Genomic DNA, 22,096 nt, shown 5'->3' on the forward strand with positions numbered 1-22,096 from the left:
TATAAAAGGACAAAAAAGTTGCTAGGACTACAAAGTCCACTGAACGAGCTTCCTGACGGCTTCCCTCAGCTTCTCCTCGTCCTCTGGCGTTGGGTAGCCTTTGCTCTCAACTGTCGCAACGTGGTCGAACTTGCTTCTGGTGATCATCGTTTCGATTTTCCTACCAGCAACGCCGCCCCAGCCGAAGGCCCCGACAATGAGAACGGGCTTTTCGTAGTTGGCCTTGTCAACGATCTCGTAGAGGGCGTAGCGTATTCTCGGGTGTATCTCGGCCTCGTAGGTTGATGCGCCAATTATCAGGGCTTCAGCGCTCGGAACCTCGCCGAGTATGTCGCTGACCGCTGGAGCTTCCTTGTCCGTGAAGCGGTAAACTACAGGTTTCTTTCCGTGCTTCCTTAGTTCATCAAGAACGATCTCCATTCTCCTTTCAACGAAACCGTACATGGAGTCGTAGATGACGAGAACCTTGTCCTTTTCGGAAACCCCTGCACCAACGCGCTCGTAGTGTTCGAATATCCTGAGCGGGTCCCTCTTCCACACCAAGCCGTGGCCGGGGAGTATCATCCTAGCGCTCTCAACTATTCCAAGACTCTTCAGCTTCTTGATGTTCTGGACGATGTACTTGTGGTAGTGGCCGATAACGGTGACGATGTACTTGGTCACGTGCGGGAGGTACTTCTCCACGAACTCCTCATCGCTGTCGTCGATGGTTTCGGGAATTGAGTACCCGCCGCCTGCGTCGCAGGAGAAGATTATCCTGTCCTCAACGACGTAGGTTATCATCGTGTCGGGCCAGTGAAGCCATGGAACTGCTATGAATCGGAAGGTCTTTCCGCCGATCTGCATCTCCTCGCCGTCCTTGACGACCTTGAAGTTCTCGACAACTTTGTCTCCATAGAACCCCTGAAGGAGGTTCCTCGCGAACTGGGTTCCTATCACCTGGGCCCTGTAGCCGTTCTCCTCAAGGACTTTGGGCAGGGCACCGCTGTGATCTGGCTCTGTGTGGTGGACGATTATGTGGGTTATCTCCTTTGGATCAACGAGCTTCCTAAGTGCGTCCATAAAAAGGTCGGTGTACTCCTTCTTTGTTGTATCAAAGAGGACAACTGCACCGTCGAGCTTCATCAGGTAGGCGTTGTAAGTTATCCCCTCGGGAATGTCCCATGTGGCCTCGAAGTACCTTATTTGGTCATCATCAACCCTTATGATGTAGAGCTCCGGATCAGTACAGAGCTTTTCAACCCACAGCCTCGGCATTTCCATCACCGAACCCCTTTGGTGCGGAAACATAAAAAAGCTTTCCCCAAACCATATGTTTTGGACAGAATTGTTGCCCTAAAGAGGCTAAAAATAAGAGATCAGTGGAGCACTTCAAAAATCTCCTCCAGATCTGGAAGCTCGCTTATCGGGTAGACTTTGAAAAAGACTACCCTTCCTTCCTCATCAACCAGCACGTTCGCCCTCTCTGAGAAGCCACCGTCTTCTCTAAATATGCCGTAGAGCTTTGAAACAGCCCCGTGCGGCCAGAAGTCGCTCAGAATCCTCAGCCTCTTCAGCCCCATATGTTCTGCCCACGCCTTCTTGCTCGGCACGGGGTCAACGCTAATCCCAACGGGAACGACGTTCAGCTCCTCAAAGCGCTCGTAGTTCTCTTCCAAAGCTTTCATCTGCTTCTCGCATATCCCAGTCCACGCAAGCGGGTGGAATGAGAGGAGGACTCTCTTGCCCCTGAAGTCGCTGAGTCTGAATTCTTTTCCGTCTTGATCTTTTAGGACAAAATCCAGAGCCGTTTCACCAACTTTCACACTATCACACCCCAATTAGTTTTGATCGCAGGAATAAAGCAAGAAAAAGAAAAAAAAATCATTCTGGGCCTTTCAGAGCTTCTTCCCCTCAAAGAACTTCTTCACCAGCTCGGGCTTCGGCTCGCGCTTCCAGAGCGGTGTCTTGTCCTTCTTATAAGCTGGAACCTGCTCCTCAAAGGTGGGCTTCTCGTGGATGTAGAATATTCCGAGCGGGAGCGGGTCGCTCTCCAAAGCCCTTCTGAAGGCAGCCTCCCTGTCGTAGGGGTCGTGGTCGTCCATCCAGTATGTGTGCTCCCTGTACCAGGCGTAGGTGTTCACCTTGTTGAAGCTCACACACGGGTGGAGGATGTCCACTATGGTCAGGCCTTTGTGCTGGATGGCCTTCTTGATGATCTCGACACTCTCCTTGAAGTATCCCATAAAGGTTCTCGCGACGAAGGAAGCATCCAAGGCTATCGCTAGGGCGAGCGGGTTGAAGGGCTCCTCAAACACTCCCCACGGCTGGGTGGGGGTCTTCATGCCCTTCATGGTAGTTGGAGATGCCTGTCCTTTAGTCAGTCCGTAAACCTGGTTGTCGTGGATGAGGACTGTTATGTCAGGATTCCTCCTTATGGCGTGGAGCAAGTGATTTCCGCCCTCGGCGTACATATCACCGTCTCCACCCTCGGCTATGACCGTAAGCTCGGGGTTGGATGCCTTCACACCAGTGGCTATCGGAATAGCCCTCCCGTGGAGTGTGTGGTAGCCGTTGACGTTGATGTAGTGCGGCATTTTTGCCGCCTGTCCAATACCGCTGATGATGGCAACCTGGTTGGGCTTTAGCCCGAGTTCGGCCAGTGCTGAGATGAGAATGTTCCTTATGCCGAAGTTGCCACATCCAGGGCACCATGCTATATCTTGGCTTCCGGGTCTCTTCGGCTCGAAGAGCTCCCTCCCAGTGGGAAGCTGGACGTTCATTCTATCACCCCCTTGAGGCCCTCAAGAACCTCTTCAACCGAGAACGGCCTCCCGTCGTACTTCAGGATTTTATGGTGCACCTCTATGCCAAGCTCCTTCCTGAGAAGCTCTGCGAACTGGCCGGTGATGTTGTTCTCCACATCGATGAGAACCTTACCTTCGAAGAACTCCCTTACCTTCGGTTTGAGTGGATAGACCCAGCTGAAGTGGAGCAGAGCAACGTCGTCCCTTCCGAGCTTCTCAAGGGCCTCTTCAACCACGTGGAGCGTCGAACCCCATGCTATCACTAAGTATTTGGCATTCTCGCTCCCTATAAGCTTCGGAAGCGGCGCGTTCTTTTTTATGGTCTCAAGCTTCTTGATGGCCCTCTTCTCCTGCATCTTTATCGTGAGCTCGGCGTCTTCAGTTATGTCGCCCCACTCGTCGTGCTCGTTTCCGTTGGCAATCACGACCTCTTCTCCGTAGCCTGGAACCGCCCTCGGCGAGATCCCGTCCTCTGTAAGCTCGTACCGCCTATAACCTGGCTTCGCCTCGACGATGTAGCGCTCGAACTTGACTTTCTCCATATCCGGAGCAGGGAGGTTGTAGTAGGTGTCAACGAAGTACTGATCGGTGAGAATTATCACGGGAACCTGGTACTTGTCCGCTAAATTGAACGCCTCCGCCGTAAGGTAGAACGCCTCCTCAAGGCTTCCTGGGGCTAGGATTATCCTCGGGAAGTCGCCGTGGCCGGAGTAGAGGACGAGGTTCAAATCGCCCTGCATCGTCCTCGTTGGGAGACCTGTAGCAGGCCCTGGCCTTTGGGCAAGGTGCACCACCACAGGGTTCTCCGCCATTCCGGCTAAGCTTATCGCCTCGCTCATCAACGCGAAGCCGCCGCCAGAAGTGCTCACCATCGCCCTCGCTCCAGCGTACCACGCTCCAAGCGCCATGTTTATGGCCGAAATCTCGTCCTCGACCTGCTCGACGATTATCCCAAACTCCTCCGCGTGCTGGGCCGCGAAGGTTGAAACTCCCGTTGATGGGCTCATGGGATAGAAGCTCAGGAAGTCCATACCCCCAGCGAAGGCGCCTATTCCGACCGCTTCCGTGCCGGTCAGGAGGACTTCATCCTTAACTTTCTCATCTCTCTCAACCTCGATCTTGATAGTCCCTTCCTCGCAGAGCTTCACCCCCAGCTCGTAGCCCTTTCTTGCCGCTTCGATGTTCTTCTGGACAACGTTCTCGCCCTTGCTTCCGAAGCGCTTCCTTATGTATTCCTCAACAGCCCCAAAGTCTCCGTGGAAGAAGCCGACTATCAGGCCGGCCGCTGTAGTGTTGAGGTAGAGCTGGCTTCCGACTTCCATGACCATCTTCGTGAGCGGGACTTCGACGAGGTTGACCTTGTCCAAAAACTCCTCCTCAACGTTTTCTTTCTCCCCTAAGACGACGGTGTTTTCTCCGAGCCTGTCTCTAACCCAGCTCAGAACGCCCTGCTTGAAAGGCACGAGGATGTCTATCCTCTTCACGAAGGCCCTGACGCGCTTTGAAGAAACGCGTATCTCCGTGGTGTTTATTCCGCCCCTGACTCGGGACATGTACTCCTTGTTTGCATAGACGTGGTAGCCGGACTTCTTGAGGGCGTGGGTGAGGATTTCCTCAACCGTCTGGATGCCCTGTCCGGCCGCTCCGCCGAGAACTATGGAGACGTCTTCCTTAAACTCACTCATGCTTCCTCACCACCAGGGCCGCCCTGGGTCTGCCCTTTGGGAGGGCCCTTCCCTTGGGTATCATCCTAAAACTAAAAACGGAGAGAATGCGCCTTAGAGCACTTCTGTTCATTTTTAACCACCAACAGGTAATAGTATGCAAAACTATATAAAGATTTCCGACATCATTCGGTTGGAGATGTGATAATGGGTGGTATCAAAATTGAACCTAAGACGGCAATATTCGCCGGTGGCTGCTTCTGGTGCATGGAGGAGGCCTTTGAGAGACTTCCCGGAGTGATTGAGGCAATCTCTGGCTACACCGGCGGCTGGGTGGAAAATCCAACCTATGAGCTCGTCTCAACAGGTGAAACCGGCCACAGGGAAGCGGTAAAGGTGATTTACGATCCATCAAAAATTTCCTACGAGAGACTTTTGGATGTTTTCTGGCGGAACATAGACCCCACGGATCCAGGCGGCCAGTTCGCCGATAGGGGCGAGCAGTACAAGACCGCTATATTTTACCTCGACGAGGAACAGAGGGAACTCGCGGAAGAATCGAAGAGAAGGCTTGAGCTTTCGGGAATATTCGACGAGCCGATAGCTACCGAGATTCTGCCAGCGAAGGAGTTTTATCCGGCTGAAGACTACCACCAGGGCTACTACTTCCGCTTTGAGGCGAACTACAAAGGCTACAAGCTCTACTCTGGAAGACTGGGCTTCATAAAGTCCGTTTGGGAGAAAAACCGGCACTTCAGGCTCTTCCCTGAGAGAGAGGGCTACTGGCTCGGCTATGTTAAGCCCAGCGACGCAGAGCTTAAACGTCAGCTAACTCCCCTCCAGTATAGGGTTACACAGCTCGGAGATACGGAAGAGCCTTTCCACAACGAGTACTGGAACAATCACGAGGAAGGAATATACGTTGATGTGGTCTCCGGAGAGCCCCTGTTCAGCTTGCTCGACAAGTATGACTCCGGAACCGGATGGCCGAGCTTTACAAAGCCCCTGGAAGAGTGGGCAGTCGTTGAGGCTGGAGAGTGCGAGGGCTTCCTCTGCGGGCGGGAAGTCCGGAGCCGCTTTGCAGGTTCCCACCTCGGACACGTCTTCGACGAGCCCACACCAACGGGAAAGCGCTACTGCATAAACTCCGCGGCACTTCGCTTTATTCCAAGGGATGAGCTTAGAAGATACGGCTACACCGCTTACGAGGGGATTTTTAAGTAGTCATCCTAAAAATTAGGTGAGGGTTCATGGGAGTGGTAATACGGGGGAGAGATCAGGAGTTTCCTGTCAGGAGGGATTCCTGGTACTTAGTCGTCTATTTTAACGAAAGCCTCTAGTATCTCTCTATTCCATCTTCCAGCGAGAAAGATCTTGAAAGGCTCGCTCTCGTGAGATTCCTCTTTGAACTGTCTGATGTTCCACACATAGTTTTTGGCATGGCCAGGGAGGGCGTTTATGAACTCGGTGAGAAGTTTTTCGAGCGGCTCAAAGAGGAACACGGCATAGACTCGCGCTCCAGTACTGAGAAAGACGCCCTGACTCTCCTTAATGAACTTGAAAAGATGGAGGCGTTCTACACAGGGCTTGGCTTCCTTGAAGACCTTGAAGAAGTGATGGACATAAGAAAAGCCGCGATGGAACTCCTTGAAAAACTGAAAAATGGAAAGTGAACTAATTTCTGCTCCTTATTTCTTCCAAAAGGCTGCTGACTTCTTCCGCGCTGAGCGGCCAGGGGTAGATTCTAAGGTCGGCGATGTCCCCGTGGAAGTAGAGGAACTCTGGCGTTACAGAGTCCGCCGTCTTTCCGTAGCCGAGGGTGAAGAGCTCCTTCCCCGGGATGTCGACACAGAAGAGCCTCATGCTCTCGTTCCCGAAGTTGTAGTGCCTCCAGGTCATCTCCCTTCCGTTCAGGTAGGCGGTGTTTCCATCCTCGCTCACGACCACGACGAGGTGATACCACCTTCCGGGCTTGAGGTTGAAGCCGCTGTCGAAGCAGAGGGCAGGCTTATCTCCCTCCGGAATCCAGGTGACGTAGAGCCTCCTGTTGTTCTCACCGTTGTGCCCTATCTCAATTATGAAGAGGCTCTTTCCTTCCCTGTCGCCAAAGTAGAGGATTGGGAGGACATTCTGGTCGGTTTCCTCGTAGCGGAAGACGAGTGAAATAGCTCCAACCTTCATGTCCGATATTTCTCCGATGGCATTGCTGAGGTCAACGTAGCCGTTCCCATCAAAATGGAGCACTCTTCCATATGCAGTGACGTTGCCGATTAAGGTTCCATTGATGCTCTTGATGGGCCCAGTTGGAGTGGTGTAGAGTTTGAGCACCCCTTCTATGGGAGTCCCATCAATTGAGACTTCCTCCGATGTCTTCTTTGAGTTCTCTTGATAGATGGCACTTGCAACGACTCCAATCGCTATGAGGTCTATAACTATGGCAATGAGGAGTATCCTCGCCCTGTCCATGCCACCACCCATTAGGACTAGAGAGGATGTCGATATTAGGGACTCGGTGAAACCTGCCTGGTTCGATATGTTCTACATGTTCCAAATCGTTTCTTTAGCAAGAATAGTCACTTTGATACTGTGGGCTTCAATTTTTTGGGAGCAGAAACGCCAATTCCGAGAACGGAGCGAAGCAGTTCTAATTCCCTCCTGTCCCAAGCATCTTCCTCGAGGAGAATTATGAGCGCACCGTTTTCGACCACGAGGATATCGTGTATTGTTGCCAGGGCCTTGAGGAGAGCCTTAAAATCGTTGTACATCGCGAGTAATTCAAGGCCCTCTACAAGAACCACCGGGGTTACACCCTTGTTCTTTGCCTCTGCAACGTATCTTGCCACCATGTCCACGATTTTATGGAGCTCGGTCGGGTATATGCTCGTCTCGTCCCTTCCAGCAGCTGTTATCCAGTAGGTTTTCCATCCTGGAACGGAGATGCGCTTTCTCATGAAGGCCAGCACGGGATAGCCCTTCAGACTTCTCTCCTCTATCTTCCGTGCTATGGTGACTCCAGACTTTATATTGATCTCTTCTGGAGTCTCCTCGATCATCCCTCCATGTAGAACAAGAAGGGAATACGTTAACGTCACTATAATGGGAGCTGTTAAAACTACCCAATCGTTTGGATTGACAATTGGAACGCCCCGATTTCCAATCATAACAGCGGTACTGGTTGCTCCAACCCCGAGGAGAACTATGCTGGCCCCAAAGAGGTAGGCCCTCCAGCCGTACCGCTTTCCGAGGAACTCGATTATTAGAAAGCCCGCTAGGGCAAGGGTTATACCCGTGATCACATAAGGATAGCTCACGGCCCCAGTTGGGCGCCCAACTCCCAGTTCAAGAACAAGTGCTCCGAGAACCGAAGAGCCTATGGGAAGGAGGTAGAGGCCGTTTTCATTGTGAGTGGCATCATAGTGTCTATGTTCTCCTCATCGAGGAGAAGATTAAGGGCCGTGATTATAGTCGTACCCACAACACCGACTATAAGGCCAAAAAGAGTAGGATCACCAATATAGGCAGCGTAATCTACAGCACCACTCAATAAAAGCGCGATTCCAAGGAATAGGGCCGATTTTCTCTTTGTTCGAAGATGGATGTAAGCGAAAACGAGGAGAAGGACTGTCCTTAGTGATGTACCCAAAAGTATGTTCATAAGCTTCCCTCTTTGGGGGTGGGGAAAGTGCTTTATAACGCTTTTGCCAAATTCTTGGGGGTGAGCGCATTGGCTAGTGATGAAAAGAAGAGGATAGGGATAAATGAAGTTAGAGCCATGGCAATACGCTCCGAAATAGGCGCCGCCAGAGTGTATGAAGCACTTGCGGAACTTACCGAAAATGAAGAGATGAAGAAACTCTTCCTTACTCTGGCGAGGGAGGAGTGGGGCCACAAGGAGGTTGTGGAGAGGCTGATAAACGAGAAAACCCTTAGTCCTGTGGTAGAACTGCCAGAGGAGATAGTAACGGAGTTCGCCGTTCTCTATGAGAACGCTGAGAGGCTGCTCTCCCCTGAGACAACTGCTAAGGACGTTGTAGATGTGGCCCTTCGGGCAGAGCTGGCGAGCGAGAAGTTCTACGCGCACCTAATAGATTACGCAAAAGATGAGAAGGCAAGAAGCGCCCTCCAGATGTTGGCAAACATGGAAAGAGATCACTACTCAAGGCTGATGACGTGGAGGCTCCTGCTCTGAATCACTCGGCCTGGGCGTAGTAGCACCTCTTCGGCGAGACTATCTTCCCTTCTTCTTGAGCTTCTTTATCGCCCTGCCAACCTCCTTCTTATCGAGACCAGCTAACTCGGCTATTTCAGCAGACTTGAGCGGTCTGCCAGCTTCTTTGAGAACCTTGAACACCAGCTCGACACTCATCTTCTTCCCCTCCTAGGTTCGCATTTTGAAGTTTCGAGGTTCGAACTTACGGGTTTAACGGCCGAAAGGGTTAATAGGGACGGTGTTCAATATGGTATTGGTGATTCTGCATGGAAGTTACTGAGAAGGAAATCTTTGAGATTGCCGTAAACTCCGAGATCAGAGCCAAGGAGGCCTACGAAAAGCTCGCTTCTATGACCAAGAGCGACATTATAAGAGATGAGCTTCTCTTCTTGGCCAAGGAAGAGGACAAGCACAGGGAGATAATAGAGAAGATGGCCGAGCGCTTTGCGGCCGAAGGTGGCGAGTCGAAGAAGATAGAGATGGAGGTCATGGGAGAGTTCAAGGTCATAGCCGAGAAGATGGCCGAGGCCATCAAGAAGCCTGATATCAACCTCGACGAGATATACGAGATAGCGATGCAGGCAGAGCTGGTGAGCGAGAAGCTCTACAAGGAGCTCGCCAAGTACGCGAGCAACGAGAAGACCAAGCTCCTCCTTGAGATGCTCGCGGACATGGAGAGGAACCACTACAACATCCTCAAGAAGCAGTACGACTACATAATGCGCTATCCAGAGCTCTACAAGGAAGAGCTCTACGACCAGCTCATGAAGGACATAAACTTCAACTTCTGAGGCCTTTTGCCTTTCCTATTCTCTTTCAGGCCCTGTTGTACCTCGCAAAGAAGCCGTAGAATATCAGCGTTGCCACCACGTACAGCGTGGCAGTCGCGTAGAACGGGTAGCTGAGCGAGATTGAGAAGAGCACTCCGCCGATGTAGTTCCCAGCGCCGCGCATGAATGTCGAGAAGGCCCTCCTTATCCCGGCGGCGGTGGCTTTCTCCTCTGTCGTGAAGAAGCCCATCATGAAGGAGTCGTTTATCGGCCAGACGATGTTCATGAGAATGGAACGAACGATGTAGAGGAAGGCCGCCAGAAGGAAGACGTCAATTAGCGGGAAGGTAGCGAAGAGCAGGGCCGCGACGAGCTGGAAGGACGTTATGACGTTCACGGGCCCTATCTTCTCCACCAGCTTTGGAAGGCCGAAGGAGCCGAGACCCATGACAAGCTGCTGGAAGAAGAAGACACCGCTTATTGCCGCCAAAGTCTGGCCAAAGCGGATGTTGAAGTATAGGCTCATGTAGGGAATCGTTATACCAGCCCCAAGCCCGATGAGGGCGCTTGGCAGGGAGAACTTAAGGATTTTGATTACCAGCTCCCGGTTCCAGTTTATCCTCGGGTTCTTCACGGGGACATCGTGGATAACAAGCAGTGCTGGAATCACCAGGGCGAACTGGAGAAGCGCGAGCGAGATGACCAGACGGTAGGCTATTTCGGGGATAAGCCCGAAGGTCTCGGTCAGAAAATCTGGAGCAAAGCCCGCTATGAGGACTCCGATTGCGTTGAATATCGTCCCGAGGCCGAAGCTGATCGAGAAGGCGTGGTGTCTGAGCTTTTCTCCAACCTCTTCGCTTAACAGTGCAGAGAAATTGGGCTGTCTGATGCCCATATTAACACCAACGAGGAAAAATCCGAGGAGTAGGAAGTACTTGTTTAGCGCCAGAACCTGGAAAAGCCTCCCCAAAAGGCCTAAGACTGCTCCCATGAGAAGGGTCTTCCTATAGCCAAGCCTGAGGGAAATCTGGCCAGCTATGAGGAAGAACAGCCCGCCGATGAAGGTCTGGACGGAGAAGAAGAGCCCCATTGAATCCATGCCGTAGCCGAGGGCGCGGAGATAGAATGGCATTATGAATATCGAGAACTGGAGGAACAGTTGACCCACTGCATTGGCCGCTATGAGTATCTTCGCGTCCCTTCCGTAACCGCTGAGCATGGTTGAAGTTCCTGTTGGTGCGTTTATAAGGTTATCGAAACGCTTCTCCCAAGCTGTTGCTGAATGGAGTGCTGAATCTTAGAAGGGGCAAAAAGTTGGAATCCTCAAGCCCCGTAAAGCTCTTTTTTCAGCTCTTTCTCTATGGAAAATGCCTTTCTAATGTCTCCAATAACCACAGCTCCGACCAGTTTTCCGTCCTGGAAGAATGCCTTGGTGTGCTCGTCGAGCCACTCGCCCTCTCCCCTCGTCTTTCCAATGATGGCTATCGGCAGGTCGCCGAACTTGAAGACTGAGGAGCGGAGTTCGAAGGGATAGCGGTCTTCTTTTCCCCTCAAGAGGTTTGCCAGAACCTTCGCGTGGCCGGCGGCGGCCTTTGCAGTGCCGCAGATGATCCCGCTGTACTCTGCGCAGTCTCCGATGGCATAGACATCCTTAGCGGATGTCCTGAAGTGGTCGTCTATCAGAATCCCTCTTCCTGTGTGTATGCCGCTCCTCCTCGCTATCTCGACGTTTGGAGTGATTCCTATAGCGCAGATTTTTACTTTCCCTTCAATGTAGCCCCTTGTTGTTAGAAGGCCGTTCTCATCGGCCTTCAGGAGTTCCGCGCCGAGATGGAACTCAACTCCTGATTCCTCCAGCTTTTCCCTTATCAGGCTACTGAGTTCTTCATCGAGGCCGAGAAAAGTATCCCTCCGGTGGATCAGCTTGACGCCGTAGCCGGCCTTTGCGAGGTTCCCGGCCAGTTCGAGGCCGATGAAACCTCCGCCGATTATCACAGCCTCCCCGTGCTCCTCAAGCAGGGCCTTTATCCCCTCCGCGTCCTCAATGCTTCTGAGTGTGAGGAGGTGCTCCTTGCCATCGACGGTAGGCTCCCTCGCTCTCGCTCCAGTGGCTATAACGAGGATATCATAAGGGTATTCGCCTTTATCCGTGACGAGAACCTTCCTCACCCTGTCTATCAGTTTAGCCTCTTCGCCAAGCTTCAGGTTTATTCCTTTCCTCTCGTACCAATCAAGGGGGTATATGAAGAGCTTTTCCTTCTCAATCAGACCCGCTATGTAGTGGCTCAGCATGGGCTTTGAGTAGAATGGGACTTCTTCTCTCTCAAAGATGAGTACTTCGTGCTCTCCGGACAGTTCTTTGGCAAGCTCAACGCCGCCGGGGCCGTTTCCAATGATAACGATTTCCATAATCTTTGCACCGACAGAATTTCTCCGCGGTGTATTTAAGGAGTTCGAGAACTCTAGGTTTACAACCACAAGAGACAACAATGTCTCAATCCCCTCACGCAAAAATATACCTCCATTGCTCAATTATAATCCTGTGAACTGTACTCTCGGCACTGGTAATCCTTATCTGGTGAATACCCTGCTATCATAGGGGATCTGCATGGATGTGCTCAAAGTCCTTAAATGGTCCGGCTTAACGGGCGGCATCGTCTACTGGCTCTTCGTCGCGTGGAGCATAAGTAGAAATGGGTGGTTCTCCTTCTTCCACAACGCCCTCAGCGACCTCGGCGACCCGTCAAAGGCGTCATCGCCGTGGATATACAACTACGGTCTGATAGCGACGAGCATCTTCGTCCTCGCCTTTGCCATCTACCTCATTCTGAGTGCCAAAAACAAGCTTCAAACGGTTGGAGGGGCTTACATCAGTATCTCGGCGATATTTCTGGCTCTCATAGGGATCTTCCACGGCGGAACGAGGCCCCACGTCTTTGTCTCGACGTACTTCTTCGTTCAGTTCTTCCTCGGAGCGCTGGTTTACGGTGCTGGGAGCGAGAAGAGGGAGGTCAAGTACGGCTCCATCCTGATCTTCCTGCTTGCTCTCTTCGGGACTTTCGTCCACTGGCCTTCCTTGGCGCTCGAGGAGACATACGAGATAGCGCTGGTGATGGCTTTCACGCTCCTAGTGGCGCTGAAAAGTGGAAGTTAAAACACTCGATCTTTACAATTTGATACTTTTGATTAATGAGCATCCTCTTCGTTAACTTCCTCCAGGGGTATCCAACTCGATATACTGAGGTTACGAGAACGAAGTTTGAACTTTCTATTCGTTTTATCTTAGGATAATAAGAATTCTTACGCCCTCATAGAAAGCCTTATATCCAAGTTCGAACCTATGTATGAAGTGGAGGGATAATATGGCCGTGAAAATGGGCATCAAGTTCTTTGACGAGAACATTCTGAAAGACGGGTTCCCGGAGGGCTTCACTGTCCTCGTGGCGGGAGAACCCGGTGCTGGAAAGACCATCCTCGGCTCCACGTTCCTATACAACGGCATGGAGCAGTTCGGGGAGAATGAGTCCAGATGCACGACCTCAGCATAGGAAGGAGCGCCAAGGAAATCCTGAGAAGGCTCAAGGCTTCCAAGTACGTCCGCGAGCATCCTGGTAAGGTCTGCCCCGCGAGCTGGGAGCCAGGGAAGGAAGCCCTGGATGTCAGTCTTGAGCTGGTGGGGAAGCTTTGAGTTATTCTCTTTTTACCTCTCAACCGCCTTATCGCACACCACCCTTTTTGTGCCTTCAAAAAAAGTTTTATTCCCTGAGTCCGAGCTCCCGCCATGAACGCGATAAAGAGACTCCTCGCGGCCCTCTCGCTCGGCTACGTCCTCTACTTCTACTCCGAGCTCGCCTTCTGGGGCAGGTGGAAGGCTGACGATACCATCATCGGGGCCATTATGACGTGGCTAATCTACTCAGTTTTGGCGTTCTTCGTCCTCCTGATGGCGGAGCGCCTCAAGGCTGATTCCCCCTACTCCGTCTTTCTGGTGGGAGCGGTCTTCGGCTGGCTCGTTGAGGGTGTTATCGTCCAAGAAGCATACAAGGCCTTTCCCTTCCAGCTTGTATGGACGCCTTTAGCTTGGCACGCCCTGATTTCCATGCTCCTGGGGGCTTATCTCGCGAGAAGGGCCATTGGTGAGTGGAGCCTCCCTCGAGCGGCGGTCCTTTTTGCCGGCCTCGGCGTTTTCTTCGGCCTCTGGGCGACCTACTGGAAGCTTGAGGACGGCTACGCGGTGAGCGTTGGACACTTCGCGGCCTACACGTTAATTTCGACGGTCTTTCTCGTGGTCGCGTACTTTACCTTCGACTTGACCGTTCCCGAGGAGTTTATCCCGACCAGGTGGGAGATTGGGGCGTTCGGCACGGTGGTGGCGTTCTTCGCCCTCTTCACGTTTATAGCGGTGCCCTTTTCACCCCTTGTGCTTCTCCCTCTGCTTGCCCTGACGCTGTACGCACTCAAAGGGCTGAAGGGTGAGAAGAACTTCCTCAGGGGTTCGAGGGCTCCCGCCTACAGGTACCTACCTCCCCTCATTATTCCCCTCTTCGCCGTGCCCACATATGCCGCACTGAAGGATGTCCGGTTTGAGGTGAACGTCCCGGTGGCACTCGTAACGTCGGGAGTGGGGCTGTTCCTATACGTTAAAGGCATCTACCGCGGGCTGAAGGCCCGGCGTTCTGGAAAAATTTGGGATTAATGATCGTTGGTTAGGGATATGCGTGTGTAGATAATATCCCGCTACTAACTGGCCCATATTAAAGCAGGTATTCAACGGCCACAACCGAAAAAGCCTAAGTTTTGGACACTTTTCTCCCAAAGCTCAACTGGAGAGCGTAGCCTAATACCAGCATAAAGAGCGAAGTGGTTATAAGCCCCATCATTATTCCAACGCAGTTGAAGAGAAGCCCAAGAAGAACGTTCAGAACTCCACTTGTTATTGCTGCCGTGAGGGAGTAAAGAGAGCCCAACGTTGCCCTTTTCTCGTCTGGAATAGCAGCTTGGAACCGTCCCTGCCACTCCTTAAAGCTCTGGGTAAAAACGAATGTGCCAAGAATCATCGTAAGAAAGCCAAACCACTCATTGAGACCTGCAAAAAACAGAAGGATGGGTAAAATAGCGCCAGCTTTATCGTAGATCCATTTCCTATATTTCCCGGTGTCTATGTACCATGAAGCACTGTTAATTACGGCTTGAAGGGCCATGACCATAGAGACTCCAAGGACAGAGGAGAGGACATCGTAAAAGTAGAGCTGCATAAAGGAGGTAAAAGCGGCGAAGGAAAGCCCGATGAAGTTCGCATATACGATGAGCCACGCCACAACGGAAGAGCTTCGAACGAAATCTATGCTCTCAAAAATGTGGGACATGTAAGATGTCCTGCTTTTTACCGTGTCCGCAGGAATTGTTGCCGTGAGCACCAGCGACAGCAGGAAGAACGGTGCGCTCATTAGGACGGCGAACCTCATTCCAAAAGTCTCCGCCAGCATGCCACCAGTGATCATCCCCACGAGCCCACCAGCCAGTTCAAAAGCCCTTAGCCTGCCGTATACCCTGGGATAGTCGTTAGCCCTGCCGTCCCTGCTGAGCAGTTCGTAAACCCAGGCGGTTTCTGCACCAGTTCTAAATGCCGTGGCCAGCGCGGCAATTATCATGGAAGCGAGAACCATGGGAAAAGAGCTTGCCAGATATAGAACTGTCACGTAGAGGACGGAGAGGCCCTCAGAGAGAAGGACGCTCAGCTTCTTTGAGACTCTGTCGGCAACCACGCCCGTTGGCACCTCAAGGAGGGCGACTAAAATTAAAGAGAGACCCATCAGGAAGCCGATCTGGGCCTTTGAAAGCCCAATCTCCTGGAGGTAAACCAGAAAGAAACCAGAGTAAAAGGCTATCCTGAGGAATCCAGATAGGTAAAAGCGGGTTGTGTAGTCCAAGTCTAACCCCCCATATCGAGGGACTAATCCTACATCACCTATGCTCGTGAGATTCTCTATTCTTTCTCTTCTCCTGCCATGGCTTTCTCTAAGTTCTCCCTCGTCTTCTTGAACTCCCTCAAACACGTCGGACAGCAAAAGAAGTAGACCTTGTTTCTGTACTTGTAGACTATCGGCTCGCCAACTATCTCCTTCCCGCAGTAGTCGCACTTGTAAGAGACTTTTATTTTTGGTCTGGGTGGTTTCTCTTTGCTCTCAAGGATCGGCATTATCTCAATGACTTCAACGCCGGTGCCCTCGATTACCCGCTTGAGGTCTTCCATGTTCTCAACTGCCACCTTTATGAGGTACTTCGTGCTCGTGAAGCGGTTTACCTCGATTATCTCCTCGAACCCGTCCATCTTCTCCGGGTTCTCCGTTTTGACAACAAGAGCGACAACGTTGTGAGCCCTCTGGAGCTCCGGGTTGAGCTTTATCGTGTAGCCCTGGATTACCCCCTCTTTTTCGAGCTTCTCCAGCCTCGCTCTCACCGTCGGCCTGCTGACGCCGAGCCTCTCAGCGAGTTCAGAAATGCTCAGCCTCGCATCGTCCATTAACAGATATATGAGCTTCAGATCAAGGTCGTCTATTTTCATAAAACCACCGATGGGTGTTCTCGCACACTCATAAAAATACTTTCCCTTCACTCTTTCCACTGTGGTCAAAAACTGGCGCTCAAATTTTATGCTGTGCAAACTTACGCCGCGACACTTTTTTAGCATAAAAATGCTAATTTTTTCCAAAAAAATTTATAAACTTAGCATTTTTTAGTTAAAAACATGAGGGACGGCTTTAGAATTGGAATCCTCGGCGGCGGACAGCTGGCCAAGATGAGCGCGCAGGAAGCGAGAAGGATGGGGTTTGATGTCTTAGTTCTGGATCCAACCCCGGGATGTCCCGCCAGTATGGTGGCTGAGCAAATAGTTGGGAGCTTCCAGGACGGGGAGATGGTAATCGAGCTCGCCGAAAGGGCTGACGTCGTAACTTACGACATAGAGAGCGTCAACGTTGAGGCGCTCAAAAAGGTGGCGAAGGAGAAGCCGGTCATTCCAGAGCCGCACGTCTTGGAGGTAATCCGCGACAAGTACGTCCAGAAGAAGGTGTTGAGGAGGGCAGGAGTCCCAGTTCCGTGGTTTCGGGAGCTGAAGAGTTTAGATGAGCTTGAAAACCTGATCCCCGTTGTCCAGAAAGCCCGGAGCGGTGGCTACGATGGGAGGGGTGTTGTGGTCATTAGAGACGAAAAAGACCTTCAAAAGGCTCTGAACGTTCCCTCGTACGTTGAGGAGCTCGTGCCGATCGAAAAGGAGCTTTCCGTCATAGTGGTTCGCAACGATGACGAGACGCTGGCTTATCCAACCACCGAGATGGTCTTCAACAATGAGGGGAACATTCTGGACTTCCTCGTGGCCCCCGGGCGGGTCGAAAAGGACGTCGAGAAGGAGGCAGAGGAGATAGCCATTAGAGCCGTTGAAGCCCTCGATGGGCGCGGGGTTTTTGGGGTCGAGATGTTCCTTGCCAGGGACGGGAGGGTGCTCGTGAACGAGATCGCCCCGAGGCCCCACAACTCAGGGCACTGGACGATAGAAGCGGCCGTATCGAGCCAGTTCGAGCAGCACGTTAGGGTAGTGGCCGACCTGCCCCTCGGGAGCACCGAGGTAGTTTTAAACGCCGCCATGGTGAACCTTCTAGGAGAAAAAGGCTATTACGGAAAGCCCGTCTATGATGGGGTTAGTGAAGCGCTCAGGATTCCTGGGGTTTTCGTCCACGTATACGGGAAGAGGGAGGTGTTCCCCTTCAGGAAGATGGGGCACGTTACCGCAGTTGATAGAACCCTCCCAGGCGCCATCGAGAAGGCCCTGAGGGCGAAGGCACTGATAAGGGTAAGGGGTGAGGTGAATGCCCAAAGTGGGAATAATAATGGGTAGCGACTCCGACCTCCCGGTCATGAAGGCCGCGGCCGAGGTGCTCGAGGAGTTCGGTGTTGACTACGAGATAACCATAGTTTCAGCCCACAGAACCCCCGAGAGGATGTTCGAGTACGCCAAAACGGCAGAAGAAAGGGGGATAGAGGTAATAATAGCCGGAGCTGGAGGTGCCGCCCACCTTCCGGGCATGACGGCATCCATAACCACGCTCCCTGTGATAGGAGTCCCCGTAAAGACATCCACGCTGAACGGGCTTGACTCGCTCCTCTCCATAGTCCAGATGCCGAGGGGAGTGCCCGTTGCAACCGTCGCCATAAACAACGCCAAGAACGCGGCCCTGCTGGCCCTCTCAATCCTCGGGGTGAAGTACCCGGAGATAAGGGAGAAGCTCAAGGAGTACAGGAGGAGGATGAGGGAAGAAGTGGAGGAGAAGGCGGAGAGGCTTGAGGAGATGGGCTACGAGGAGTACCTCCAAGTGACAGGGCAAGGAAAGTGATGCAGACTTCCCAATATGGAAAAATTTTCCGGCTCTTCTTTCCAATTTGTCACGAATAAGCCCCATAAGCCCTTCTAATAAACTTCATTCAGGTGAGAGCATGAAGACCACTCTGAAAGTCAACGGCATGACGTGTGCCATGTGCGTTAAAACCATAGAGATGGCCCTAGCTGGGCTGGAGGGGGTTAAAGCTGCAAAGGCCAACCTGAACAGCGAGACGGTCTTCGTGGACTTTGACGAATCAAAGGTGAGCATAAACCAAATCATCAGGGCGATAGAGGATGTTGGCTACGAGGTTATCAGGGAGCGCAGGGACGCCGTGATAAAGATAGGCGGTATGACGTGCGCGATGTGCGTTAAGACCGTTGAAAACGCAATAAGAGAGCTCCCAGGAGTTCTCGACGTGAGCGTGAACCTCGCGACCGAGAGCGCGAGGGTCTCCTACAATCCGGCTCTTGTAACTATTGAGGACATCAAAGGGGCCGTTGAGGGCGTCGGCTACGAGTTTTTGGGCGTGGAGGGGGAGGAAAGCCACGACATAGAGAAAGAGGTCAGAGAGAGGCACATAAAGGAAATGAAGAGAAGCCTCCTGGTGGCATGGGGTATCGGGATACCGCTCTTCCTCTCAATGCAGTTGAAGAGGTTAGGGATAGAGGTTGAAAACCTAATTTACGTCCAGTTCCTCCTCGCGACGGTAGCCATAGCTTACGCCGGCAGAGGGATCTTCAAGAAGGCCTACTCGTCGCTCAGGCACATGACGCTCAACATGGAGGTCATGTACGCTATGGGCATAGGCTCCGCCTATCTGACGAGCGTCCTCGCTACGTTGGGCGTAATTCCGAGGGAGTTCAACTTTTATGAAGCAAGCGTTCTTCTTATGGCATTTCTTCTTTTAGGTCGTTACCTTGAAGCCAGGGCCAAGGGAAGAACGAGCGAGGCGATAAAGAAGCTCATGGGCCTTCAGGCAAAGAAAGCCACCGTTGTTAGGGATGGGAAGGAGATCGAGGTTCCGATTAGCGAGGTTAAGGTTGGCGATATAGTTGTAGTCAGGCCCGGAGAGAGGATTCCAGTGGATGGTACTGTTATCGAGGGTGAGAGCTACGTTGACGAGTCCATGATCACGGGCGAGCCTATTCCGGTCCTCAAAAAGAGCGGGGAGAAGGTAATAGGTGGGACGATAAACAGGAACTCCGTCCTCAAGGTGCGAGCTGAGAAGGTCGGAAGGGACACGCTCCTTGCCCAGATAATAAAACTTGTCGAAGAAGCCCAGAACACCAAACCACCTGTGCAGAGGCTTGCTGACACGGTCGTGACGTACTTCATCCCGGCCGTTCTCACGATAGCCCTCCTCTCCTTCACCTACTGGTACTTCATAGCGGGCAAACCTCTGGTCTTTGCCTTTACCGCCTTCCTTAGCGTTCTGGTCATAGCGTGCCCCTGTGCCTTCGGCTTGGCAACTCCAACGGCTTTAACTGTGGGAGTAGGTAAGGGGGCCGAGCTCGGGATACTCATCAAGAACGGTGAGGCCCTTGAGATAGCGAGGAAGGCAACGGTAGTGCTCTTCGACAAGACAGGGACGCTGACAAAGGGGAAGCCCGAGGTTACCGATGTTATAACCTTCGATGTGGACGAGGGAGAGTTTTTGGAACTTGTCGCTTCAGCCGAAAAGCGCTCCGAGCATCCCTTGGGTGAAGCAATCGTGAGAAAGGCGGAAGAGCTTGGAATCGAAGTGGAAGAGCCCGAGGAATTCGAGGCGGTAACAGGCAAGGGCGTTAGAGCCAAAGTCCGCGGGAAGGAAGTCCTTGCTGGAAACAGGAGGCTCATGGTCGAGAACGGTATAGACCTTGAGAGCGTTGAGGAGACCCTCCAGAGGCTTGAGAGCGAGGGGAAGACGGCCATAGTGGTGGCGATGGACGGGAAGATCGTGGGAATCATTGCCATAGCGGACACGATAAAGAAAGGGGCCAGAGAGGCCATCGAGGATCTCCACAGGATGGGCAAGAAAGTGGGCATGATAACGGGTGACAACAGAAGGACGGCTGAGGCGATAGGGAAGGCCCTCGGAGTGGACTACATCTTAGCCGAGGTGCTTCCGGGGGATAAGGCAAACGAGGTAAAGAAGCTCCAAGAAAAGGGGAAGGTGGTGGTCTTCGTTGGCGATGGAATTAACGACGCCCCGGCCATGGCCCAGGCTGATGTTGGAATAGCGGTTGGGAACGCCACGGACATAGTGATGGAGAGCGGTGAGGTAGTGCTGGTCAGAAACGACCCGAGGGATGTTGTGAGGGCCATAAAGCTCAGCCAGAAGACGATATCAAAGATAAAGCAGAACATCTTCTGGGCGATGTTCTACAACACCATACTGATTCCCTTCGCGGCGGGGCTCGCGTACGTGCTCTTCGGGGTTACGTTCAGGCCCGAGTGGGCCGCTGGAGCGATGAGCCTCAGCAGCGTTAGTGTCGTCACGAACTCCCTCATGCTCAAGCGCGTTAGGGTTTGACAACCCTTTTATCTTTTGAAAACAAAAATAATGGCTGGTGTCGGTATGATAGTGGAGTACGATGAGAATGTTGACTTTACCAAGGGGAAGGCCGTGCTTTGGTTTTCAATTCCTGGCTGTCCCCCGTGCAGGCTCGTGGAGGCCTTTATGAAGGAGCTGAGCGAAGAATTTGGGGAAATAGCCATTGTCCACGTAAATGCTGAGAAGTGGAGCGGGCTGGTTGAGGGGTTCAGAATTTTAAACGTCCCAACGCTCGTCTACCTCAAAGATGGGAAAGAGGTCGCGCGGCAGAACCTCATAAGGGGAAAGGGTGAGGTTCTCATCAAGTTCGAAGAGCCCCGGGAACTTTAGCGCCTCCCAGGTTCACACCTGCGGGACTCCGACCGGGAAGATGTAGAGCGGCTCTCCGGGAACGCCCATTAATTTTTTGACTTCCTCATCAATGAATGCTCCAACGGCAACGGTTCCAAGCCCTAAAGCGGTCGCCTGAAGGTAGATGTTCTGACCCATGTGGCCAGCATCTATGTGCACGTACCTGTAACCCCTCTCACCATACCTCCTCGTCGTCCTCTCGTAGTGGGCGACTATGATGATGTTTATCGGCGCGGTCTCCACATGCCTCTGACCCAAACAGGCCTTCGCAAGGGGTTTGTTTATGTCGCCTTCTCTCACGAGCTCAAGGGCGTGTGCTTCCCCGTCGTAGTGGTAGAGGCCTGGATTTAGGCCTTTCACCTTCGAAACCGCCACGTAGACCTCGAAGGGGTAGCAGGCACCCGCACTTGGAGAAGTCCTCTTGCCCCAGGCGTTCATCCCGTAGGCCGCCCAGAGGAGCTGGGAGACCTGCTCAAGTGTCAGCGGCGCATCTTTGTACTTCCTCACACTCCTTCTCAGGTTTATCGCTTCCTCGACGCTCATTTCTCCCTTAAGCCTTGGGGCGGGGAGTTCAATCCGCATGGTACATCCCGAATTAATGAAGGTATTTTCATTGATTAGGGTTTTGGCCTCGAACAGCCTTGGGGTGTATCTTTCGAGTGGTCTCGTTCAAAACTCTAAAATATCATGACGACGTAACGGCAAACATGGACTATCGGAGAGCGGCCGTACTCGTTGTAGTCTTCGTGATGGTGTCATCTCTCGCGTTATTCCTGAAGCCATACATTCCCGGGGAAAGCAGGACTCAGTACTCTGGGGAGAAAATTCTCCTGCCCCCACCAAGGTTGGAAGGCAGCATGAGCGTTGAAGAAGCCATCGCAAAGCGGAGAAGCATCAGGGAGTATAAAGACGAACCCCTAAGCCGGGAGGAGCTTGGCCAGCTCCTGTGGGCCTGCCAGGGAATAACCCACGAGGAGATGAGGGCAGCCCCAAGCGCAGGAGCCACGTATCCCTTCGAAATCTTTGTTGTCGTGGGCAGAGTTGATGGATTAAAGCCCGGAATCTACCACTACGACCCCTTTGAGCACAGTCTGACTTTGGTTAAGGAAGGTGACTTCAGGAGGGAGCTCCAGGAGGCGGCGCTGAACCAGGAGTGGGTTGGGAAGGCTGCAATGGACATCGTGCTCGTGGCCTTTTATGAGAGGACTACCAAGTACTACGGGGAGAGAGGCATCAGGTACGTCCATATGGAGGCAGGCCACATCGGACAGAATATATATCTCCAGGCCACGGCTTTGGGACTTGGAACTGTAGCTGTGGGAGCGTTTGATGATGAGCGAGTTGCCGAGATACTGGGCACGAAGGGGGCTCCGCTCTATATATTCCCCGTTGGGAGGGCCTAAC

26 protein-coding genes are annotated in these 22,096 nt (G+C 52.6%); 13 read left to right on the plus strand and 13 right to left on the minus strand.

The window, feature by feature from the left end; genetic code table 11:
• Window positions 1–27: 27 nt before the first annotated feature.
• From TK_RS04030 to TK_RS04045, 4 genes are all read right to left on the minus strand, one after another.
• Window positions 28–1,257 (minus strand): FprA family A-type flavoprotein, encoded by a 1,230-nt coding sequence (locus tag TK_RS04030; RefSeq protein WP_011249765.1) that lies wholly within the window; start codon window positions 1,255–1,257, stop codon window positions 28–30.
• A 101-nt stretch (window positions 1,258–1,358) separates the two neighbouring features.
• A complete protein-coding gene (locus TK_RS04035) occupies window positions 1,359–1,805 on the minus strand; it encodes a peroxiredoxin (protein WP_011249766.1) in 447 nt (148 codons plus the stop codon).
• A 72-nt stretch (window positions 1,806–1,877) separates the two neighbouring features.
• Complete coding sequence (locus tag TK_RS04040; RefSeq protein ID WP_011249767.1) at window positions 1,878–2,762, minus strand: thiamine pyrophosphate-dependent enzyme; 885 nt, start codon at window positions 2,760–2,762, stop codon at window positions 1,878–1,880.
• A complete protein-coding gene (locus TK_RS04045; RefSeq protein WP_011249768.1) occupies window positions 2,759–4,471 on the minus strand; it encodes a 2-oxoacid:acceptor oxidoreductase subunit alpha in 1,713 nt (570 codons plus the stop codon). Before TK_RS04045 ends, TK_RS04040 begins: the two co-directional genes overlap by 4 nt.
• A gap of 186 nt (window positions 4,472–4,657) precedes the next feature.
• Here TK_RS04045 and msrA point away from each other — a divergent pair, with 186 nt between their 5' ends.
• Both msrA and TK_RS04055 read left to right on the plus strand, forming a co-directional pair.
• A complete protein-coding gene (gene msrA, locus TK_RS04050; protein ID WP_011249770.1) occupies window positions 4,658–5,674 on the plus strand; it encodes a peptide-methionine (S)-S-oxide reductase MsrA in 1,017 nt (338 codons plus the stop codon).
• Between the two features lie 167 nt (window positions 5,675–5,841).
• Window positions 5,842–6,123 (plus strand): hypothetical protein, encoded by a 282-nt coding sequence (locus TK_RS04055; protein WP_011249771.1) that lies wholly within the window; start codon window positions 5,842–5,844, stop codon window positions 6,121–6,123.
• Between the two features lies 1 nt (window position 6,124).
• Here the strand turns inward: TK_RS04055 and TK_RS04060 are convergent, their stop codons facing one another.
• From TK_RS04060 to TK_RS04070, 3 genes are all read right to left on the minus strand, one after another.
• Window positions 6,125–6,916, minus strand: a complete 792-nt coding sequence (locus TK_RS04060; RefSeq protein WP_011249772.1) for a LamG domain-containing protein — start codon at window positions 6,914–6,916, stop codon at window positions 6,125–6,127.
• Between the two features lie 107 nt (window positions 6,917–7,023).
• Window positions 7,024–7,746, minus strand: coding sequence for a DUF835 domain-containing protein (locus TK_RS11640; RefSeq protein ID WP_052273623.1), 723 nt, complete (start codon window positions 7,744–7,746; stop codon window positions 7,024–7,026).
• A 74-nt stretch (window positions 7,747–7,820) separates the two neighbouring features.
• Complete coding sequence (locus tag TK_RS04070) at window positions 7,821–8,105, minus strand: hypothetical protein (RefSeq protein ID WP_011249774.1); 285 nt, start codon at window positions 8,103–8,105, stop codon at window positions 7,821–7,823.
• 60 nt (window positions 8,106–8,165) lie between these two features.
• On the opposite strand from TK_RS04070, the gene TK_RS04075 reads away from it, so the two are divergent.
• The gene (locus TK_RS04075; RefSeq protein WP_143598673.1) at window positions 8,166–8,639 is read left to right on the plus strand and encodes a ferritin-like domain-containing protein; all 474 of its coding nucleotides are present in this window, start codon (window positions 8,166–8,168) and stop codon (window positions 8,637–8,639) included.
• 39 nt (window positions 8,640–8,678) lie between these two features.
• On the opposite strand, the gene TK_RS04080 is transcribed toward TK_RS04075, so the two are convergent.
• A complete protein-coding gene (locus TK_RS04080; protein ID WP_011249776.1) occupies window positions 8,679–8,816 on the minus strand; it encodes a MarR family transcriptional regulator in 138 nt (45 codons plus the stop codon).
• Window positions 8,817–8,926: 110 nt separating this feature from the next.
• Between TK_RS04080 and TK_RS04085 the strand changes: the two genes are divergently transcribed.
• Window positions 8,927–9,451, plus strand: a complete 525-nt coding sequence (locus TK_RS04085; RefSeq protein WP_011249777.1) for a ferritin-like domain-containing protein — start codon at window positions 8,927–8,929, stop codon at window positions 9,449–9,451.
• 25 nt (window positions 9,452–9,476) lie between these two features.
• On the opposite strand, the gene TK_RS04090 is transcribed toward TK_RS04085, so the two are convergent.
• Window positions 9,477–10,649 carry an MFS transporter gene (locus TK_RS04090; RefSeq protein WP_011249778.1) on the minus strand — a complete coding sequence of 391 codons (1,173 nt, stop codon included), beginning with the start codon at window positions 10,647–10,649 and terminating at the stop codon, window positions 9,477–9,479.
• 104 nt (window positions 10,650–10,753) lie between these two features.
• A complete protein-coding gene (locus TK_RS04095) occupies window positions 10,754–11,839 on the minus strand; it encodes an NAD(P)/FAD-dependent oxidoreductase (protein ID WP_011249779.1) in 1,086 nt (361 codons plus the stop codon).
• Between the two features lie 199 nt (window positions 11,840–12,038).
• On the opposite strand from TK_RS04095, the gene TK_RS04100 reads away from it, so the two are divergent.
• From TK_RS04100 to TK_RS04110, 4 genes are all read left to right on the plus strand, one after another.
• Entirely contained in the window at window positions 12,039–12,584 is a 546-nt protein-coding gene (locus tag TK_RS04100; protein WP_011249780.1) for a DUF998 domain-containing protein, read from the plus strand.
• Window positions 12,585–12,774: 190 nt separating this feature from the next.
• Window positions 12,775–12,978, plus strand: coding sequence for an ATPase domain-containing protein (locus TK_RS04105; RefSeq protein ID WP_011249781.1), 204 nt, complete (start codon window positions 12,775–12,777; stop codon window positions 12,976–12,978).
• The gene (locus tag TK_RS11810; RefSeq protein WP_011249782.1) at window positions 12,960–13,118 is read left to right on the plus strand and encodes an alkyl hydroperoxide reductase; all 159 of its coding nucleotides are present in this window, start codon (window positions 12,960–12,962) and stop codon (window positions 13,116–13,118) included. The genes TK_RS04105 and TK_RS11810 overlap by 19 nt, the downstream gene beginning before the upstream one ends.
• 93 nt (window positions 13,119–13,211) lie before the next feature.
• Window positions 13,212–14,126, plus strand: coding sequence for a hypothetical protein (locus TK_RS04110; RefSeq protein WP_011249783.1), 915 nt, complete (start codon window positions 13,212–13,214; stop codon window positions 14,124–14,126).
• Between the two features lie 94 nt (window positions 14,127–14,220).
• On the opposite strand, the gene TK_RS04115 is transcribed toward TK_RS04110, so the two are convergent.
• Window positions 14,221–15,486: an MFS transporter gene (locus TK_RS04115; RefSeq protein WP_232500613.1), complete on the minus strand. Its 1,266-nt coding sequence runs from the start codon at window positions 15,484–15,486 to the stop codon at window positions 14,221–14,223.
• Window positions 15,417–15,995 (minus strand): TRASH domain-containing protein, encoded by a 579-nt coding sequence (locus TK_RS04120; protein WP_011249785.1) that lies wholly within the window; start codon window positions 15,993–15,995, stop codon window positions 15,417–15,419. Before TK_RS04120 ends, TK_RS04115 begins: the two co-directional genes overlap by 70 nt.
• Window positions 15,996–16,178: 183 nt before the next feature.
• On the opposite strand from TK_RS04120, the gene TK_RS04125 reads away from it, so the two are divergent.
• The 4 genes from TK_RS04125 to TK_RS04140 all read left to right on the plus strand — a co-directional run bounded on the left by TK_RS04125 (window position 16,179) and on the right by TK_RS04140 (window position 20,671).
• Window positions 16,179–17,324 (plus strand): 5-(carboxyamino)imidazole ribonucleotide synthase, encoded by a 1,146-nt coding sequence (locus TK_RS04125; protein ID WP_011249786.1) that lies wholly within the window; start codon window positions 16,179–16,181, stop codon window positions 17,322–17,324.
• Complete coding sequence (gene purE / locus TK_RS04130) at window positions 17,296–17,820, plus strand: 5-(carboxyamino)imidazole ribonucleotide mutase (protein WP_011249787.1); 525 nt, start codon at window positions 17,296–17,298, stop codon at window positions 17,818–17,820. Before TK_RS04125 ends, purE begins: the two co-directional genes overlap by 29 nt.
• Window positions 17,821–17,920: 100 nt before the next feature.
• The gene (locus TK_RS04135) at window positions 17,921–20,320 is read left to right on the plus strand and encodes a heavy metal translocating P-type ATPase (RefSeq protein WP_011249788.1); all 2,400 of its coding nucleotides are present in this window, start codon (window positions 17,921–17,923) and stop codon (window positions 20,318–20,320) included.
• Between the two features lie 45 nt (window positions 20,321–20,365).
• Entirely contained in the window at window positions 20,366–20,671 is a 306-nt protein-coding gene (locus TK_RS04140; RefSeq protein WP_011249789.1) for a thioredoxin family protein, read from the plus strand.
• A 12-nt stretch (window positions 20,672–20,683) separates the two neighbouring features.
• Here the strand turns inward: TK_RS04140 and TK_RS04145 are convergent, their stop codons facing one another.
• Window positions 20,684–21,274, minus strand: a complete 591-nt coding sequence (locus TK_RS04145; protein ID WP_011249790.1) for a SagB/ThcOx family dehydrogenase — start codon at window positions 21,272–21,274, stop codon at window positions 20,684–20,686.
• A gap of 125 nt (window positions 21,275–21,399) precedes the next feature.
• Between TK_RS04145 and TK_RS04150 the strand changes: the two genes are divergently transcribed.
• Window positions 21,400–22,095 carry a SagB/ThcOx family dehydrogenase gene (locus tag TK_RS04150; RefSeq protein WP_011249791.1) on the plus strand — a complete coding sequence of 232 codons (696 nt, stop codon included), beginning with the start codon at window positions 21,400–21,402 and terminating at the stop codon, window positions 22,093–22,095.
• Window position 22,096: the final 1 nt, after the last annotated feature.

The organism is Thermococcus kodakarensis KOD1, assembly GCF_000009965.1.
Lineage (GTDB): Archaea > Methanobacteriota_B > Thermococci > Thermococcales > Thermococcaceae > Thermococcus > Thermococcus kodakarensis.